Origin of the sequence: Streptomyces capillispiralis (assembly GCF_007829875.1) — a bacterium.
GTDB classification, from domain to species: domain Bacteria; phylum Actinomycetota; class Actinomycetes; order Streptomycetales; family Streptomycetaceae; genus Streptomyces; species Streptomyces capillispiralis.
This window is the reverse complement of the sequence record NZ_VIWV01000001.1, coordinates 3,370,256-3,387,669: the sequence shown is the minus strand read 5'-3', so window position 1 is coordinate 3,387,669 and position 17,414 is coordinate 3,370,256. Positions and strand designations below refer to the sequence as shown.

The following is a 17,414-nucleotide window of genomic DNA, read 5'->3' as shown; positions in this document are numbered from 1 at the left end:
CATCATATGCGCATGCAAGCAAATCGCCAAGGGGAGGGTGAGGTGGTGGGGGCTCAGGGGGCTCAGGGGGGCAGGGGGGCAGGGGGCTTCGCGCAGGCTCGGGAGGTGGCGTGGCGCAGGCGGGGAAGGGGGTGGCGCGGCGCAGGTTCAGAAGGGGGTGGCGCGCCACGCAAGCTCAGGAGGGGGTGGCGCCGCGCCGCTCCGCCTCGCTCGCCACGGCGAGCAGCAGCGCCTCCCGCCCGTGCGGTGCCACCAGTTGGAGCCCCGCCGGGCAGCCGTCCGTGCCGAATCCGGCCGGCAGGCTCAGCGCCGGATGCCCGCTGACGTTGAAGGCCCAGGTGAGCGCGGTCGAGTAGACGTCGCCGGGGCCGTCGTGGCCGTGCGGTGGGGTGGGGGCCGTGGGGGTGAGCAGCAGTCCGGCCCCGGCGAACAGGAGGTCCAGACGCCGGTCGTTCTCCGCCCGGAGGCGGTGGGCGTCGGCGAGGTCCGCTCCCGGCGTGCGCAGGGCGAGCCAGGCCGGGGCGGGGTCGAGGAGCCGGGGCGCCGCCGGGGGGCGAACGAGGCGTACGACTCCGCTGTCCACGAGCCGCCGCACCGCGGCACGGGCCCGCGCGACGGGTTCCGGGTCCGGGGCCGCGAAACCCAGGTCGGGGGACCAGACGGCCGTGACGGGCAGGGACACGGAGGCCTCACCGGGGTCCGGCCGCCCCGCCACCACCCCCCACCAGGCGGCCGCGTCCGCGGCGGTGCGGGTGAGGACCCCGGGCACCGCCAGGCCCGTCCGGTCGGGCGAGGGGAGGCGGCCGGCCGTGACCTTCAGGCCGACGGCCCCGCACCACGCGGCCGGGATCCGCACCGAGCCCGCGCCGTCGCTGCCGGTCGCCAGCGGCACCAGCCCGGCCGCCACCGCCACCGCCGAACCGGCCGAGGAGCCGCCCGGAGTACGGTCCGCCCGCCAGGGGTTGACGGTACGGCCGTGCGCCCCGAGCCCCCAGGTCTGCCAGGGCGTCCCCGGCCCCGGGACCGATGTGGCGCCCACGGCCACGCAACCGGCCGCGAGCAGCGGCCCCGCCGCCCGCAGCCCGCCCCGCCCCTTGACGGCGATCGGCACCCCGGCCAGCGGCAGCGCCTCCCCGGCCGCGACCCGGCCGTCCACCTCACCGGCCCGCCGCAGCGCCTGCTCGCTCCACACCTCGGTGAACGCGCACAGCACCGGATCGGCCCGTCCGATCCGCTCCAGCGCCTCCGCGACCACGTCCACGGCCCGCAGCCCCCGCCCGCGGACGGCCGAGGCGATCTCCACGGCCGAGGCGGACGCGGGCCGGCCGTACCCCCGGCCGTCCTCCCGGCTGTTCACCGCACCGATCCCCTCAGAGTGGTGCCCCCGTCAGCCGGGCCAGCGGCTCCGTCTCACGCGGCGGGCGGCCGCCCAGGTCACCCAGGCGCCACTCGGACACCCACGGCACGCGGTACACGTCGACCACCGACTCGATGAGCCGGACCCGCTGCACGAGGGGGCGCGGCAGCCGTCCCGGCGCGTCCGCCACCAGGACGACGGCATCCAGGTCGAGCCCCGAGGGCGCCTCGCCGCGCCGGAACAGCTCCACGGCCGGGACCACGGCGTCCAGGCCCGCCGCGTGGGTCCGCGCCACGAGCAGCACCGACCGCGGATCGGCGGGGCCGGGCCAGGCACGGCCGCCGTCATGACCGCCGTAGACCGTGGCGAGCGTGGTGACGCCCGCGCCGCCGTGCAGTCCGACCCAGGAGAAACGCCGGGCCGTCGCCCGTGGGCGGGCGGGCTCCGGCGGGGCCGCCTCCGGCACCGCCACCGGCCCTCGGATCCAGATCTCCGGTCCCTGTCGCATGCTGGTCCGCATGCCCCCTCTCCTTCTCGCCGCCTCGATCCTTCATGCCGCCGGGCGCGCGGGCAATCGCCGCGGACGGCCCTTGGGACGAGGCTGTGACATCGCGGTGACGTGAGAAGCGCGGGCGAGCGGACAGACTCGACGGTAGGTGTACGACCCGAATGAGGGGACGATGGCTCGACTCAGCCGCGAGAAGAAGCGGGAACAGCAGCAGGCCGCGGATGCGGCGAACCTTGCGGCAGCGCCGATCGACGTCCGTGTCCTCGCCGGAGGGGAGGGCGGTTCGGCCGGGGCGCTGGTCGCCGGAGTGCGGGTGATCGCGGGGCCCGGCGAGGAGATCCAGCAGGCGGTGCTGAACCGCCTCCACCGCATCGCCATCGCCTCCGGTCACGCCGTCGCCGCCACCGTGCACGACGAACGCATCGGATACGTCCTCCCGCTCCGGGTCGACCCGGACGGTTCGAGCCACTTCACGGCACAGCCGGTCCCGACGGCCACCCCGCAGGACCGGGAGCCGGGACGGGGGGAGGAACCCGCTCCCGCGCGGACCTCCGCGCCCGACCGGCCGACGCCCGGGACCGACCGGTCCGTGTCCGTGTCCGGGTCCGGGTCCGGGGCCGACCGGTCCGTGTCCGGGTCCGACCGGCCGACGCATCTGCTGCGCCCCGTCGTCCCCGAACCGCAGCCGCCGACGGGGCCGCGGGTGCCGTCGCAGCCGGTGGCGGAGCTGGGCCCCGTGCCGGACGGCACCCCCACCTTCACGCTGCGTCCGCTTCCCGAACCACGGGCACCCCGGGACGCCGTACCGACGTTCCGGCTGCGGGCCGTACCCGAGTCGGCGCAGGTCACGCCACCCGGAACGGTCGCGCCGCCGACGGGTGAGTTCGGCCCGCCCCCGCGGATGGACGCGACGCCCCGGCCCGACCCCGAGGCCTTCCGGCGCCCCGCGCCGGTTGTCGCGCCCGAGCCGGTCGTCGAGTCCGAGCCCGTCTTCGACCCCGACCCCAGGCCGACCCCGCCGCGCGGGTTCGACGCCGTGGCGGAGGCCGTGCTCGGTGACGAGCCCCTCGGCTCCTCGGACGGCAACCCCCTCGCCGAACCCATGGCGCGGATCAACGACGCCGTCCGGGCCGGCCGGCTCGACACGGCGGCCCGGCTGGCCGGGGAGACCGTCGCGGAGGCGTCCACCACCCTGGGACCGGAACATCCCGAGGTGCTCCGGCTGCGCGAGCTGACCGCGTACATCGCCTACCTGGCGGGGGAGCCGCTGCGCGCCTACCGGCTCTCCATGGACCTCGCCGCGATCTGCCGCGGCGCCGGGGACGCGGAGGCCGCCTACGGCAACGTCCGCAGCGCCGCCACCGCATGGCGCGCCGTGCGCGACCCGCAGCTCGGACTGGAGCTGGGGCACGAACTGATCGCGCTGTGGACCGCGCTCACCGCCGAGGACGGCCCGGCCGCCGACGAGATCGAGGAACTGGAGTCCGCCCGCGCCCGCATGGGCCGCCTGACCGGACGCGCCCGAACCGAATAGGGCCTGTCACGGGCCGAGGTCCCGCGACGACGCCCCGCCCGGCCGGAGGGCAGGGGCCCGTCAGTGCAGACAGAACTCGTTGCCCTCCGGGTCCGTCATCACCAGCCAGCTCCCGGACGGCTCCTCCACCCGCCGCAGCACCCGCGCGCCGAGCGCCTCCAGCCGCGCGGCCTCCTCCTCCCGGCGTCCCGCACCGGGATGCAGGTCGAGATGGAGCCGGTTCTTGACCGTCTTGGCCTCCGGTACGCGCTGGAACAGCAGTCGCCGCCCGCGACCGGTGCCGCTCTCCTCCTCGTACGGGTCGTCGGGGTGCCGTACCGCCGCGAGGTCGCGCCAGGCGTGCCGGCCGTGGGACTCGACGGTCAGCTCGGCCGGTACGGCGCCGGCCCCGAGCAGCTTGCCGATGAGCACGCTGTTGTCCTCCACCACGTAATGGAGGGCGGCGGCCCAGAAGTCGGCCTGGGCGTGCGGGTCGGCCGTGTCGACGACGACCTTCCAGTGCACCGGCGTCGATGGCGTGGGTGTCTGCGTCATGCGACCAGTTATAGGGCCTGCCTCCGACAGCGCGCCGGTCCGGCGCTCCGGCCTCCGCGGTGACCGGCGACTTACGGCCTGGTCTCCAGCGGATCCGCCTCGGACGCGCCGGTCACCGCGACCACGGCGGGCTCAACGGGCCCCTCTGCGACGGTGGCCGCCCCACCGGCCTCGGCACTCCCGCCCGCCACAGGGGTGACGGTCTTCCCGGAAGCACCGCTCCCGTCGGCGAGCGCACGCGCCCCGCGGCGGGCGGTGCGCAGGGCGTCCCAGGTGAGGAGGGTGAGCGCCAGCCACACCAGTGCGAAACCGGCCCAGCGCTCCGGCGGCATGGCCTCCTTGAAGTACAGGATGCCGAGCGCGAACTGGAAGACCGGGGCCAGGTACTGCAGCAGCCCCAGCGTGGACAGGGGCACGCGGATCGCGGCGGCGCCGAAGCAGACCAGGGGGAGGGCGGTGACGATGCCGGTCGCGGCGAGCAGCGCCGCGTGCCCGGCGCCCTCGGTGACGAAGGTGGAGCCGCCCTGGGTGCTCAGCCACAGGAGGTAGGCGAGCGCGGGCAGGAACTGGATCGCCGTCTCCGCGGCCAGCGACTCGACACCGCCGAGGTTGACCTTCTTCTTCACCAGCCCGTACGTCGCGAACGAGAAGGCGAGACAGAGCGAGATCCACGGCGGGCGGCCGTAGCCGATGGTGAGCACGAGCACCGCCGAGGCGCCCACCCCGACCGCCGCCCACTGCACGGGCCGCAGGCGCTCCTTCAGCAGCAGCACGCCCATCGCGATGGTGACCAGCGGGTTGATGAAGTAGCCGAGGGAGGCCTCGACGACGTGCCCCGCGTTCACGGACCAGATGTAGACGCCCCAGTTCACGGTGATGACCGCCGCGGCGACCGTGATCAGCGCCAGCTTGCGCGGCTGCCGCAGCAGCTCACCGACCCAGGCCCAGCGGCGTATGACGAGCAGGGCGGCGGCCACGAAGAACAGCGACCAGACCATGCGGTGGGCCAGGATCTCCACCGCTCCGGCGGGCTTGAGCAGGGGCCAGAACAGCGGGACGAGCCCCCACATCCCGTACGCCGCGAAGCCGTTCAGCAGTCCTATGCGCCGCTCTGCGGCCGACTTCCCGGTCACGGGCCCTCCTTCGTGCCTGACGCGTGCCCTGTCTCCCGCGACGCGTGCCGAACGCGCGCGCGATGCCCGCCGGACGACGGTAACGCCGGACACCCCCGCCTGTCATGTCCGTACCGCTATACGGTCATGACGGGCGGGGGTGGGTGGTGCGCGGGCCTTCCTGTCAGCCCTTGAGCGCGGCGGCGACGGCCTCGGCGAGCGGGGTGGTCGGGCGGCCGGTCAGCCGGGACAGGTCGCCGCTGTCGACGACCAGTTCGCCCTTCTCGATGGAGGCGTCCACGCCGGCGAGGATCGCCGCCAGCGGCTCGGGCAGGCCGGCGCCGGTGAGGATGCCGGTCAGCGCCTCGACGGTGACCGGGGTGTAGACGATCTCCTCGCCGGTCTGCCGGCTCAGCTCGGCCGCGTACTCGGCGAAGCTCCACGCCTCGTCGCCGCCGAGCTCGTACGTCTTGTTCTCGTGCCCCTCGCCGGTCAGCACGGCGACGGCGGCGGCCGCGTAGTCGGCCCGCGAGGCGGAGGAGACCCGGCCCTCACCGGCGGCGGCGACCACCGCGTGGTGCGCGAGCACCGGGGCGAGGTTCTCGGTGTAGTTCTCGTGGTACCAGCCGTTGCGCAGCAGCGCGTACGGCACGCCCGAGTCCAGCAGCGCCTCCTCGGTGCCGCGGTGGTCGTCGGCGAGGGCGGCGCCCAGGGGGCCGGGGGCGCTGGTGTAGGCGAGCAGGGCGACACCGGCGGCCTTCGCGGCGTCGATGACGACCCGGTGCTGTCCCACCCGGCCCTTGTCGAACTCGTTGCCGGAGATCAGCAGCACCCTGTCGCCTGCCGCGAACAGGCCGTCGAAGGTCTCGGGGGCGTTGTAGTCGGCGACCGCGATCCGTACGCCGCGCTCCGCGAGGTCCGCCCCCTTCTCCGCGCTGCGGACGACGGCGGTGACCTGCTCGGCCGGCACCTTCTCCAGCAGCTGCTCCACGACGTGACGGCCGAGATGTCCGGTGGCTCCGGTGACGACGATGCTCATGATCCATGACTCCTTGTGGGGTGCGTGAGTCACTAACCCTAGGAGATGCGCTAACTTATGGAAAGTACCCACTTTGAAGTAAGGTACTGGCATGGCGGTAAGTGATGAGAGCAGGAGAAGCGAGGCCGAGGCGATGTGCCCGCACCGGCTGGTCCTGGAGCACGTGACCAGCCGCTGGGGCGTGCTCGTGCTCATCCAGCTCCTGGAGCGCCCCTACCGCTTCAGCGAACTGCGCCGGGCGATCGGCAGGGTCAGCGAGAAGATGCTCACCCAGACCCTGCAGACCCTGGAGCGCGACGGTCTGGTTCACCGCGACGCCAAGCCGGTCATCCCGCCCCGCGTCGACTACTCCCTCACCGTCCTGGGCCGCGAGGCGGCCGAGCGGATCCGCGGCCTGGCCCTGTGGACCGAGCAGCGTCTGCCCGACGTACTCGCCGCCCGGCAGGCGTACGACGGGGCCCGGCAGGCGTACGACGAGGCCCGGGCGTCGCGGTAGCGTGCCCGGGCCCCGTACGACGTGCGGCGGCGCTCAGCCGACGACCGTCCAGGTGTCGCCGCCGGCCAGCAGGGCGGCCAGGTCGCCCTTGCCCTGCCGGTCGACGGCGGTGTCGAGCTGGTCGGCCATCAGCGTGTCGTAGACCGGCCGGTCCACGGAGCGGAAGACACCGATCGGGGTGTTGTGCAGGGTGTCCGGGTCCGCGAGCCGGGACAGCGCGAACGCCGTGGTGGGCGAGGCGCTGCGGGCGTCGTGCACCAGGACCTCCGCCTCGTTGTCCGGGGTGACGGTGACGATCCGCAGGTCGCCGGTAGCCCGGTCGCGCACGACGCCCTTGGCCCCGTCGGCACCGAAGCGGATCGGCCGGCCGTGCTCCAGCCGGATGACGGCCTCCTCCGCCTGCTGCCGGTCCTTGAGGACCTCGAAGGCACCGTCGTTGAAGATGTTGCAGTTCTGGTAGATCTCCACCAGCGCCGTGCCGGGGTGGTCGGCGGCCTGGCGCAGCACCTCGGTGAGGTGCTTGCGGTCGGAGTCGACGGTGCGCGCCACGAAGGACGCCTCGGCGCCGAGCGCCAGCGACACCGGGTTGAACGGCGCGTCGAGGGAGCCCATCGGCGTCGACTTGGTGATCTTGCCCAGCTCGGAGGTGGGCGAGTACTGCCCCTTGGTGAGACCGTAGATCCGGTTGTTGAAGAGCAGGATCTTGAGGTTCACGTTGCGGCGCAGCGCGTGGATCAGGTGGTTGCCGCCGATGGACAGGGCGTCGCCGTCACCCGTGACGACCCACACGGACAGGTCGCGTCGGGACGTGGCCAGACCGGTCGCGATGGCGGGGGCGCGGCCGTGGATGGAGTGCATCCCGTAGGTGTTCATGTAGTACGGGAAGCGCGACGAGCAGCCGATACCGGAGACGAAGACGATGTTCTCCCTCGCCAAACCCAGCTCGGGCATGAAGCCCTGCACGGCGGCGAGGACCGCGTAGTCACCGCAGCCGGGGCACCAGCGCACTTCCTGGTCGGACTTGAAGTCCTTCATGGACTGCCGGCCCTCGGCCTTCGGCACCAGCTGCAGAAGCGCGTTCGGGTCAGTCATCGATGGCCTCCTTCAGCGCCGCGGCGAGCTGCTCCGCCTTGAACGGCATGCCGTTGACCTGGTTGTACGAACGGGCGTCGACCAGGTACTTCGCCCGGACGAGGGTGGCGAGCTGCCCCAGGTTCATCTCCGGGACCACCACCTTGTCGTACCCCTTGAGCACCGCGCCGAGGTTCTTCGGGAACGGGTTGAGGTGGCGCAGGTGCGCCTGCGCGATCGACTCCCCGGCCGCGCGCAGACGGCGCACCGCGGCCGTGATCGGCCCGTAGGTCGAGCCCCAGCCCAGGACCAGGGTCCGCGCGCCGTCCGGGTCGTCGACCTCGACGTCGGGGACGGCGATCCCGTCGACCTTGGCCTGCCGGGTGCGGACCATGAAGTCGTGGTTGGCGGGGTCGTAGGAGATGTTGCCCGTGCCGTCCTGCTTCTCGATGCCCCCGATGCGGTGCTCCAGGCCCGGCGTGCCGGGGACGGCCCAGGGACGGGCGAGGGTGTGCGGGTCGCGGAGGTAGGGCCAGAACACCTCGGCGCCGTCGTCCAGGGTGTGGTTGGGGCCCTGCGCGAACTGCACGGTCAGGTCGGGCAGCTCCTCCACCTCGGGGATGCGCCAGGGCTCGCTGCCGTTGGCGAGGTAACCGTCGGAGAGGAGGAAGACCGGGGTGCGGTAGGCCAGCGCGATCCGGGCCGCCTCCAGGGCGGCGTCGAAGCAGTCGGCCGGGGTGCGCGGGGCGACGACCGGGACGGGGGCCTCGCCGTTGCGCCCGTACATCGCCTGGAGCAGGTCCGCCTGCTCGGTCTTGGTCGGCAGCCCGGTGGACGGGCCGCCGCGCTGGATGTCGACGATCAGCAGCGGCAGTTCCAGCGAGACGGCCAGCCCGATGGTCTCGGACTTCAGCGCCACCCCGGGACCCGAGGTCGTGGTGACCGCGAGGGAACCGCCGAACGCGGCCCCGAGCGCCGCGCCGATGCCGGCGATCTCGTCCTCGGCCTGGAACGTCCGCACGCCGAAGTTCTTGTGCCGGCTCAGCTCGTGCAGGATGTCCGAGGCCGGGGTGATCGGGTACGAGCCGAGGAACAGCGGAAGGTCCGCCTGGCGGGACGCGGCGACCAGACCGTAGGACAGCGCCAGGTTCCCCGAGATGTTGCGGTAGACACCGGGCGGGAACGCCTTCGCCGCCGGTGCCACCTCGTAGGAGACCGCGAAGTCCTCGGTCGTCTCGCCGAAGTTCCAGCCCGCCCGGAACGCCGCGATGTTGGCGGCGGCGATGTCGGGCTTCTTGGCGAACTTCGACGCCAGGAACTTCTCCGTGCCCTCCGTGGGCCGGTGGTACATCCAGCTCAGCAGGCCCAGCGCGAACATGTTCTTGCTGCGCTCGGCCTCCTTGCGGCTGAGGTCGAAGTCCTTCAGCGCCTCGACGGTCAGCGTGGTCAGCGGCACCGGGTGCAGGTGGTAGCCGTCCAGCGAACCGTCCTCGAGCGGACTGGAGACGTAGCCGACCTTCTGCATCGCCCGCTTGGTGAACTCGTCCGTGTTGACGATGATCTCCGCGCCGCGCGGCAGGTCGCCGATGTTCGCCTTCAGCGCGGCCGGGTTCATCGCCACCAGCACGTTCGGCGCGTCGCCGGGGGTGAGGATGTCGTGGTCGGCGAAGTGGAGCTGGAAGGACGACACGCCGGGCAGGGTGCCGGCGGGCGCCCGGATCTCGGCCGGGAAGTTCGGCAGCGTCGACAGGTCGTTCCCGAACGACGCGGTCTCCGAGGTGAAGCGGTCGCCGGTGAGCTGCATACCGTCACCCGAGTCCCCCGCGAACCTGATGATCACCCGGTCGAGCCGGCGGACGTCCTTCGCCCCCGCCGCTTTGCGCTGCTCTCCCAGGACTGTTCCGTCGGTCTGCTCCGTTGGGCTGCTGACCTGGCTGGTCACTGAACTGGACCTCCTCGAGGCGGCTGTCCGGGACGGCCCTCCCGCAGGCCTTCCCTGGATCAACCCTACGTCCGTAAAGGGTGCCTTCCTCGGGTGATTCGCATCTTGGACACGACTTCGAGACGACCCGACGGCACCGGTGGCGGCCGGTGGTCAGGAGCTGAGACACCTGTGGTCAGGAGCCGAGGTACCGGTGGTCAGGAGTTGAGGTACCGGTGGTCAGGAGTTGAGGTAGGTGAGAACGGCCAGCACCCGCCGGTGATCGCCGTCGCTCGGAGACAGCCCCAGTTTCAGGAAGATGTTGCTGACGTGCTTCTCCACGGCGCCGTCGCTGACCACCAGCTGTCTGGCGATCGCCGAGTTCGTCCGTCCCTCGGCCATCAGCCCCAGGACCTCCCGCTCGCGCGGGGTGAGCCCCGCGAGGACGTCCTGCTTGCGGCTGCGCCCCAGCAGCTGGGCGACCACCTCCGGGTCCAGCGCCGTGCCGCCCCGCGCCACCCGCACCACCGCGTCCACGAACTCGCGGACCTCGGCCACCCGGTCCTTCAGCAGATAACCGACGCCACGGCTGGAACCGGCGAGCAGCTCCGTGGCATAGCGCTCCTCCACGTACTGCGACAGCACCAGCACCCCGATGCCCGGATGCGCCTTGCGCAGCTGCACCGCGGCCCGCACACCTTCGTCGGTGTGCGTCGGCGGCATCCGTACGTCCGCCACCACGACGTCCGGCAGCTGGTCCTGCCCGTCGAGCTCGGCGATGGTCTTGATCAGCGCGTCGCCGTCGCCGACCCCGGCCACGACCTCGTGCCCCCGGTCGGTCAGCAGCCGGGTCAGCCCCTCCCGCAGCAGCACCGAATCCTCGGCGATGACCACCCGCACCCTGTCCTCCACGTCCTTCGGCCCCCAAGCCCCGTCGCCCTGCCCCGCCCCCATGGCGGGCCCGGCCGTCGGGTCCAGCATTCCAGCATCCGGCGGGGGATGGGGCGGGGCGACTCGAATGGGGGTGTCATCGAGCTGCCTTGCCGTCCTGTCCGGTCCTGTCCCGGCTGGTCCTGTCCCGGCCTGTCCTGTCCGGTCCAGTCCGGTCCGGCCCGCCCGGTCGGTGTCTCGTACGCGAGCGGCGCGCAGGGGCGGCGGGGGCGGCGGGGCGGGCGGGGCTTGTGGCTCCGCACCCGCCGCCTGGGGAGTTTCGGGGGCTCCGGGGGGCTCTGGGGGACTCTGGGGGTACGGAAGGTCCTACGGGTCCGCCGGTTTGCCGGGCCACCGGCCTGGTGCTTCCCGGGTGGCGGCTCAGCCTGTCGGCATCGGGTGGATTCCGCCCGCCGTCATCGGGCCCGTCGTGCCCGCCGTCAGCGGGCCCGCTCCGCGCGCCACGGCAGTTCGGCGGTCACCCGGGTCGGGCCGCCGGACGGCGAGTCCACCACCAGGACACCGTCCACCGCGTCCAGCCGCTCCGCCAGACCCGACAGGCCGGAACCCCCGGACACATCCGCCCCGCCCACACCGTTGTCCACGACCTGGAGCATCAGCCGGTTCTCCGTCCGCCACACCTCCACGGCCGCCCAGGTCGCCCGCGCGTGCTTGCTGATGTTCTGCAGCAGCTCCGAGACGGTGAAGTAGGCGATCCCCTCGATGGCCGGCGCGGGCCGCTCCGTCAGGTCCACCTCCACCTGCACCGGAACCCTGCACCGGGAGGCCACCGCGGACAGCGCCGCGTCCAGACCCCGGTCGGTCAGCACCGCCGGATGGATGCCGCGGGCCAGGTCCCGCAACTCCTGCAGCGCCGTCTTCACCTCACCGTGCGCCTCGTCCACCATCTGCGCCGCGACCCGCGGGTCCTCCCGCAGCTTCTCCTTCGCCAGCCCTAGATCCATGGCCAGCGCCACCAGCCGGGCCTGCGCCCCGTCGTGCAGATCCCGCTCGATGCGCCGCAGGTCCGCCGCCGCCGTGTCCACCACGACCCCCCGGTCCGACTCCAGCTCCACCACCCGCGTGGCCAGCCGGGACGGTCCCAGCAACCCGTGCACCATCAACCGGTCCACCATCGTCAGCGCCCGCACGATCCACGGCGTGGCGAGGGTGAACAGCAGACCGATCAGCGCGGTCACCGTGATCTCGAACGGGTTGTCCAGATAGATCCGGTGGTGCTCGTCGCCGTACAGCTGTATGCCCTCCTGCCCGGCGTACACCGGGAACACCCAGAACCAGAGCGGATACGTCAGCAGCGACCAGCCCAGCAGCCAGACGTTCACCGTGACGACGAAGGAGAGCACCGCCCACGGCAGCTGCAGCACCGCGTACAGCAGGGCCCGCCACGAGGCGCCGCTCTTGAGCACGGCACCGATCCACGCCATGAACCCCTGCCGCTTCATCCGCAACGGCTCCGGCTCGGCCACCTCCAGGCGCAGCAGCCCGCGCGCCCGCGCCCGCTCCACCGCCCCGAAGCCGCGGCAGCCGGCGAGCGCCGCCGCCAGCACCGGGACGCCGAGGAACGTCACCAGCAGGCCCGCTCCCAGCGACACCATCGTGACCGCGTACACGAACAGCAGGATGCTGATCGGCAGGCTCAGCAGCACATAGGCCAGCTCCCGCCAGGTGCGCCCCTCGACCGGCGCCCGCAACGCGGCCGGCAGCCGGTGCCGCCGCTTCTCGGCACCCCCGGAGTGCTCCGGCCTCGTGTCGAGCCCGTAGCCCTGTCCGTAGCCCTGTCCGTAGTCCGTGGCCATCGGCGTCGTCCTTCTCCTCGTCCGGCGGCTGTGCTGTCGTACCTCCAGACTGCTCCGCCGCAGGTCGGCGGGCCATGGAGTCCGTCGCAGTCTTGAACGGGGGGTTTTCCCTACCTCCGGCCGCGGACGGACGCCCCCTTGGCCGGCCGGGCATCCTCGGCCAGGGCGCCGGAACGGTCCCGCCACGGCAGCTCCGCCGTCACCGTCGTCGGACCGCCCTCCGGCGACTCGACGACGAACAGCCCGTCCACCGCGCCCAGCCGGTCGGCGAGTCCCCGTATGCCCGTCCCGCCGTCCAGGCTCGCGCCCCCGCGCCCGTCGTCCCACACCTGTATGAGCAGCCGGCCCTCCGACCGCCACACGTCCACCGCCGAGGACCGGGCCCCGCTGTGCTTGCTGACGTTCTGCAGCAGCTCCGAGACGGTGAAGTAGGCGATGCCCTCGATGGCGGCGGCCGGCCGCTCGTCCAGATCGACCGTCACCTTCACCGGCACCGTGCAGCGCGAGGCGACCGAGGAGAGGGCGGCGTCCAGACCCCGGTCGGTCAGGACCGCGGGATGGATGCCCCGCGCCAGATCCCTCAGCTCCTGCAACGCCAGCTTCACCTCGCCGTGCGCCTCCTCCACCATCGTCGCCGCGGCGTCGGGGTCCTCCAGGAGCTTCTCCTTGGCCAGCCCCAGTCCCATCGCCAGCGCCACCAGCCGGGCCTGCGCCCCGTCGTGCAGATCGCGCTCGATGCGCCGCAGGTCCGCCGCCGCCGTGTCCACCACGACGCCCCGGTCGGACTCCAGCTCGGCGATGCGCCGCTCCAGTTCGTCGGAGGGCGACAGCAGGCCGCGCACCATCGCCCGGTCCGCGTTGGTTAGGCCCCGCACCACGAACGGGAGCACCGGCCACAGCACGAACAGACCGGTCAGGGTGACGACGAAGGTGAGGATGCCCCACGGCAGGCGTATCAGCTCGTACAGGACCGTGCGCCAGCCCACCGGGTCCTTGACCGCCATCCACAGCCGCGGCCAGAACCCGGCGGAACCACGCGGCAGCCGGCTCGGCTCCTCCACCCGCACCCCGAGCAGCTTCCTGGCCCGCGCCCGCTCCATCCTGCCCAGCAGCCGCGCACCCGTCAGCCCCGCCGCGAGCAGCGGGAACCCGATCACCGTGACGGTCAGTCCGACCCCCGTGAACAGCATGGCCGTCACATAGACGAAGCCGATCAGCGACACCGGGAGGTTCGCCAGGAGGTGGGCTATCTCCTTCCAGGTGTGCGCGTCGTACGCGAAACGGGCCGGTGGCGGGCGGTCGCCGTGCCCGGCGGGGTCCGGGACCGCCGTCATCGGCGGGCCCGGGGGTGACAATGGTTCGGTCATGTGCATCAGCGTGCCCGGAGCCGGGGGTCTGCGCCATGAGGTGGACCGCCAGATCGCACTGAGGAAAACCCCACCCCCGCATGCCGTACGGTGACGGGCTGCTTACCGTGCCTTTATCAGGGCCTAGACTCCCGTGCGTACAGATCGTCTGACAGTGACGTTCACCGGCACGGATCACAGCAACGATCAGGGACATCGGCCAGGGACATCGGCCAGAGCATCGGCCAGGGAATGAGGGGCGGACGTGCGGGAACCGACCGTCGTCGATTCGACCGTCGTCGCGGCGGACTACTTCCAGTCCTACTCGGTCGTGGGACTGCTGGCCGTCGTCGGCCTGCTGTTCGTCGCCGTCGCCTTCGGGGCGGGACGACTGCTGCGGCCCGTGGTCCCCACCCCCGAGAAACTGCTGACGTACGAGTGCGGAGTCGACCCCGTCGGCGAGGGCTGGGCCCACACCCAGGTCCGCTACTACGTCTACGCCTTCCTCTACGTGATCTTCGCCGTCGACTCGATCTTCCTCTTCCCGTGGGCGACCGTCTTCGCCGCCGACGGTTACGGGGCGACCACTCTCGTGGAGATGTTCATCTTCCTCGGCTTCCTCGCCGTGGGCCTGCTGTACGCATACAAGAAGGGCGTCCTGACATGGACGTGACCCCCTCGACCTCCTCCGCCCCCTCGGGCACCGAACCGGTCCTGCTGCCGGAGCCGAAGCGGCTCGGCGCCCTGGCCCGGCTGGCCCCCGAGCCGATGAAGGTCGTCCTCAACTGGGGCCGGCGCTACTCCCTCTGGGTCTTCAACTTCGGCCTCGCCTGCTGCGCGATCGAGTTCATCGCCGCGTCGATGGCCCGGCACGACTTCATCCGCCTCGGCGTCATCCCCTTCGCGCCCGGGCCGCGCCAGGCCGACCTGATGGTCGTCTCCGGTACGGTCACGGACAAGATGGCCCCCGCGGTGAAACGCCTGTACGAGCAGATGCCCGAGCCGAAGTACGTCATCTCCTTCGGCGCATGCAGCAACTGCGGCGGCCCGTACTGGGACTCCTACTCCGTCACCAAGGGCGTGGACCAGATCATTCCGGTCGACGTCTACGTCCCCGGCTGCCCGCCCCGGCCCGAGGCGCTGCTCCAGGGGATCCTGAAACTCCAGGAAAAGATCGCCCGGGAGTCGCTGGGGGAGCGGTACGCGTCCGGTCCCGGCACCGCTCCCGGCGCGGGACGCCCCTCGGCGGCGGCGCTGCAGAGCGGACTGGTCGAGCCGCCCGCGGCCGGTGGCCGGGCGTCCGGTGAGGGGGAGGGCCGATGACCGCGGTCGGCTGGCTCCCCGCCGACGCCGAGGAACTGTTCGGTCCGCAGGCCACGGCGGAGGAGTCGTACGGCGTCCTGACCGTCGACGTACCGCCCGCCTCCTGGATCTCCGCCCTGGAGACCGCGCGCGACCGCGTCGGCTGCACGTACTTCGACTGGCTGAGCGCCGTCGACGAGCCCGGCACGGGATTCCGCGTCACCGCCCACGTCGCCGCCCTGTCTCCCGTACGACGCCTGCTGCTGCGCACCACGGTCGCGCACGACGCGCCGACGCTGCCGTCCGCCGTCACCGTCTACGCGGGTGCCGCCTGGCACGAACGCGAGACGCACGAGATGTTCGGCGTCGACTTCACCGGTCACCCCGGCCTGGACCACCTGCTCCTGCCGGACGGCTTCGAGGGCCACCCGCTGCGCAAGGACTTCGTCCTCGCCGCCCGGGTCGCCAAGGCGTGGCCCGGCGCCAAGGAACCCGGTGAGTCCGAGCACGGCGGCCCCAAGCGCCGCCAGATGCTGCCGCCTGGGGTCCCCGACCCGAACGAATGGGGCCCGCTGAAGGGCCAGCTCCCCCCGGCTCCGGCCCGCCCGGCGCGCGGCGCCGGCAGGGCGGCCGCGGGGGCGGGCGCCGGCCGAGCGGCCGGGGCCGGGGAACGCCCGGCCCGCGCGGCGGCCGACCGCACGGGAGCCGACCGCCCGCCGCGCCGCGCGCGCAGCGCGGCGGAGGGTTCCGCGAGCCAGGCGCCGGAGGCGGAGGGTCCTGCCCAGCCCGCGGCCCCGCCGCGCCGTTCCCGCACGGCGGCGGACGGTTCCGCGAGCCAGGTGCCGTCCGCCGAGGGGCCGGCCGCCCAGTCCCCGGCCCCGCCGCGCCGTTCCCGCACGGCGGCGGAGGGGTCCGCGAGCCAGGCGGCCGAGGCGCGTCCCGAGCCGGGCACGGCTCCTGAGCCGACCACGGCTCCCGCACGGCGTGCGCGCGGTGCGAGCGAGGGGTCGGCGTCGCAGCGCTCCGCCGGCCCCGCCGCGGGCGGGCCCCGCCGGGCGCGCACCGCGTCCGGGGGTTCCGCGAGCCAGCGTGCCGCGTCCGACACGGCGGCGCCGTCGCACGACGCGGCGGTGTCGGGTGAGGACACGGCCTCCGCGCCCACCGAGGGCCGACCGGAACGCAGGCCCCCCGCCGCACCGCGCAGCCCGGACGCCCCCTGGCACCACGCCCGCCCCTCCTTCACCGGGCCCGAGGCGGAGGAGGGCACCGAGCCCGACGCCCGTGCGCCCCGCCGAGCCGAAGACGAAACGGCCCCGGCCACCGACGCCGAGCCCGAACGCGCCGCCGAGCCCACCTCCCAGCCGGAGACGACCGACCCCCAGGACGGCCCGAAGCCCCCGGCCCCCGACGACACCCGCACCCCCACCCCCACCCCCGACGAACCAACCACCCCCGAAGACCCCTCAGGAGGCCCGCGGTGAACGACGTGCTCGACGTCGCCCTGCGACTCCTGGTCGTGTTCGTCGTCTTCCTCACCTTCCCCCTGATCGTGGGCCAGACCGAGCACAAGGTGATGGCCCACATGCAGGGCCGCCTCGGCCCGATGTACGCCGGCGGCTTCCACGGCTGGGCCCAGCTCATCGCCGACGGCGTCAAGTTCGCGCAGAAGGAGGACGTGGTCCCGGCCGGCGCGGACCGCCGGATCTTTCAGCTCGCCCCGGCCGTCGCGCTCCTGCCCTACCTCCTCGTCCTGCTCGCCATCCCGATCGGCCCGGGCGAGGGGGCGGTCGGCCAGGTGATCGACGCGGGTGTGTTCTTCGTCCTCGCCGTCATGGGCGTCGGCGTCCTCGGCTCGCTCATGGCCGGCTGGGCCTCCGCCAACAAGTTCTCCCTCCTCGGCGGCCTGCGCACCGCCGCCCAGCTCCTCGCCTACGAACTGCCGATGCTGCTCACCGCCGCCTCGGTGGCGATGGCCGCCGGCACGGTCTCCCTCGTCGGCATCCTCGACGCCTTCGAGTGGTGGTGGCTGCCCTGGCAGATCACCGGCGCGCTCGTCTTCTTCATCGCCGGCCTCGCCGAACTCCAGCGCCCGCCGTTCGACATGCCGGTCGCCGACTCGGAGATCATCTTCGGCGCGTACACCGAGTACACCGGCCTGCGCTTCGCGCTCTTCCTCCTCGCCGAGTACGCCGGAATCGTCGTCCTGTGCGGACTGACCACCGTGCTCTTCCTGGGCGGCTGGCACGGTCCGTGGGGCGCCGACGGACTCGGCTGGGTGTGGACCCTGCTGAAGACCGCGGTCCTCGCCTTCGTCGTCATCTGGCTCCGCGTCACCTACCCCCGCCTCCGCGAGGACCAGCTCCAGAAGCTCTCCTGGACCCTCCTCGTCCCCCTCTCCCTCGCCCAGATCGCCCTCACCGGCATCGTCAAGGTGGTGATCCAGTAAC

Annotated in this window: 16 protein-coding genes; 6 read left to right on the top strand and 10 right to left on the bottom strand. The window is 73.1% G+C overall.

The window, feature by feature from the left end:
* Positions 1-175: 175 nt before the first annotated feature.
* Both FHX78_RS14175 and FHX78_RS14170 read right to left on the bottom strand, forming a co-directional pair.
* Entirely contained in the window at positions 176-1,357 is a 1,182-nt protein-coding gene (locus FHX78_RS14175) for an amidase (RefSeq protein WP_229923830.1), read from the bottom strand.
* Between the two features lie 13 nt (positions 1,358-1,370).
* Positions 1,371-1,877, bottom strand: a complete 507-nt coding sequence (locus FHX78_RS14170) for a DUF6668 family protein (RefSeq protein WP_145867792.1) — start codon at positions 1,875-1,877, stop codon at positions 1,371-1,373.
* A gap of 160 nt (positions 1,878-2,037) precedes the next feature.
* Between FHX78_RS14170 and FHX78_RS14165 the strand changes: the two genes are divergently transcribed.
* Positions 2,038-3,399 (top strand): tetratricopeptide repeat protein, encoded by a 1,362-nt coding sequence (locus FHX78_RS14165; RefSeq protein WP_145867791.1) that lies wholly within the window; start codon positions 2,038-2,040, stop codon positions 3,397-3,399.
* 60 nt (positions 3,400-3,459) lie between these two features.
* Here FHX78_RS14165 and FHX78_RS14160 read toward each other — a convergent pair whose 3' ends face one another.
* The 3 genes from FHX78_RS14160 to FHX78_RS14150 all read right to left on the bottom strand — a co-directional run bounded on the left by FHX78_RS14160 (position 3,460) and on the right by FHX78_RS14150 (position 6,084).
* The gene (locus FHX78_RS14160) at positions 3,460-3,933 is read right to left on the bottom strand and encodes a VOC family protein (protein ID WP_145867790.1); all 474 of its coding nucleotides are present in this window, start codon (positions 3,931-3,933) and stop codon (positions 3,460-3,462) included.
* Positions 3,934-4,004: 71 nt separating this feature from the next.
* A complete protein-coding gene (gene rarD / locus FHX78_RS14155) occupies positions 4,005-5,066 on the bottom strand; it encodes an EamA family transporter RarD (protein ID WP_145867789.1) in 1,062 nt (353 codons plus the stop codon).
* 163 nt (positions 5,067-5,229) lie between these two features.
* Complete coding sequence (locus tag FHX78_RS14150; protein WP_145867788.1) at positions 5,230-6,084, bottom strand: SDR family oxidoreductase; 855 nt, start codon at positions 6,082-6,084, stop codon at positions 5,230-5,232.
* A gap of 91 nt (positions 6,085-6,175) precedes the next feature.
* Between FHX78_RS14150 and FHX78_RS14145 the strand changes: the two genes are divergently transcribed.
* Complete coding sequence (locus FHX78_RS14145; RefSeq protein ID WP_145867787.1) at positions 6,176-6,580, top strand: winged helix-turn-helix transcriptional regulator; 405 nt, start codon at positions 6,176-6,178, stop codon at positions 6,578-6,580.
* A gap of 33 nt (positions 6,581-6,613) precedes the next feature.
* Here FHX78_RS14145 and FHX78_RS14140 read toward each other — a convergent pair whose 3' ends face one another.
* From FHX78_RS14140 to FHX78_RS14120, 5 genes are all read right to left on the bottom strand, one after another.
* A complete protein-coding gene (locus tag FHX78_RS14140) occupies positions 6,614-7,672 on the bottom strand; it encodes a 2-oxoacid:ferredoxin oxidoreductase subunit beta (RefSeq protein ID WP_145867786.1) in 1,059 nt (352 codons plus the stop codon).
* Complete coding sequence (locus FHX78_RS14135) at positions 7,665-9,593, bottom strand: 2-oxoacid:acceptor oxidoreductase subunit alpha (RefSeq protein WP_145867785.1); 1,929 nt, start codon at positions 9,591-9,593, stop codon at positions 7,665-7,667. The genes FHX78_RS14140 and FHX78_RS14135 overlap by 8 nt, the downstream gene beginning before the upstream one ends.
* Positions 9,594-9,812: 219 nt before the next feature.
* Positions 9,813-10,526, bottom strand: a complete 714-nt coding sequence (locus tag FHX78_RS14130) for a LuxR C-terminal-related transcriptional regulator (protein ID WP_280117376.1) — start codon at positions 10,524-10,526, stop codon at positions 9,813-9,815.
* 416 nt (positions 10,527-10,942) lie between these two features.
* Entirely contained in the window at positions 10,943-12,319 is a 1,377-nt protein-coding gene (locus FHX78_RS14125; protein ID WP_145867784.1) for a sensor histidine kinase, read from the bottom strand.
* Positions 12,320-12,429: 110 nt separating this feature from the next.
* Positions 12,430-13,686, bottom strand: coding sequence for a sensor histidine kinase (locus FHX78_RS14120; protein ID WP_229923831.1), 1,257 nt, complete (start codon positions 13,684-13,686; stop codon positions 12,430-12,432).
* Positions 13,687-13,930: 244 nt separating this feature from the next.
* On the opposite strand from FHX78_RS14120, the gene FHX78_RS14115 reads away from it, so the two are divergent.
* From FHX78_RS14115 to FHX78_RS14100, 4 genes are read left to right on the top strand one after another with little or no spacing between them, the layout of a single operon-like run.
* Positions 13,931-14,338 (top strand): NADH-quinone oxidoreductase subunit A, encoded by a 408-nt coding sequence (locus FHX78_RS14115; RefSeq protein WP_145867783.1) that lies wholly within the window; start codon positions 13,931-13,933, stop codon positions 14,336-14,338.
* Entirely contained in the window at positions 14,329-14,988 is a 660-nt protein-coding gene (locus FHX78_RS14110) for an NADH-quinone oxidoreductase subunit B (protein WP_145867782.1), read from the top strand. The genes FHX78_RS14115 and FHX78_RS14110 overlap by 10 nt, the downstream gene beginning before the upstream one ends.
* Complete coding sequence (locus FHX78_RS14105; protein WP_145867781.1) at positions 14,985-16,448, top strand: NADH-quinone oxidoreductase subunit C; 1,464 nt, start codon at positions 14,985-14,987, stop codon at positions 16,446-16,448. Before FHX78_RS14110 ends, FHX78_RS14105 begins: the two co-directional genes overlap by 4 nt.
* Positions 16,445-17,413, top strand: a complete 969-nt coding sequence (locus FHX78_RS14100; RefSeq protein WP_145867780.1) for a complex I subunit 1/NuoH family protein — start codon at positions 16,445-16,447, stop codon at positions 17,411-17,413. The genes FHX78_RS14105 and FHX78_RS14100 overlap by 4 nt, the downstream gene beginning before the upstream one ends.
* Position 17,414 lies beyond the last annotated feature (1 nt).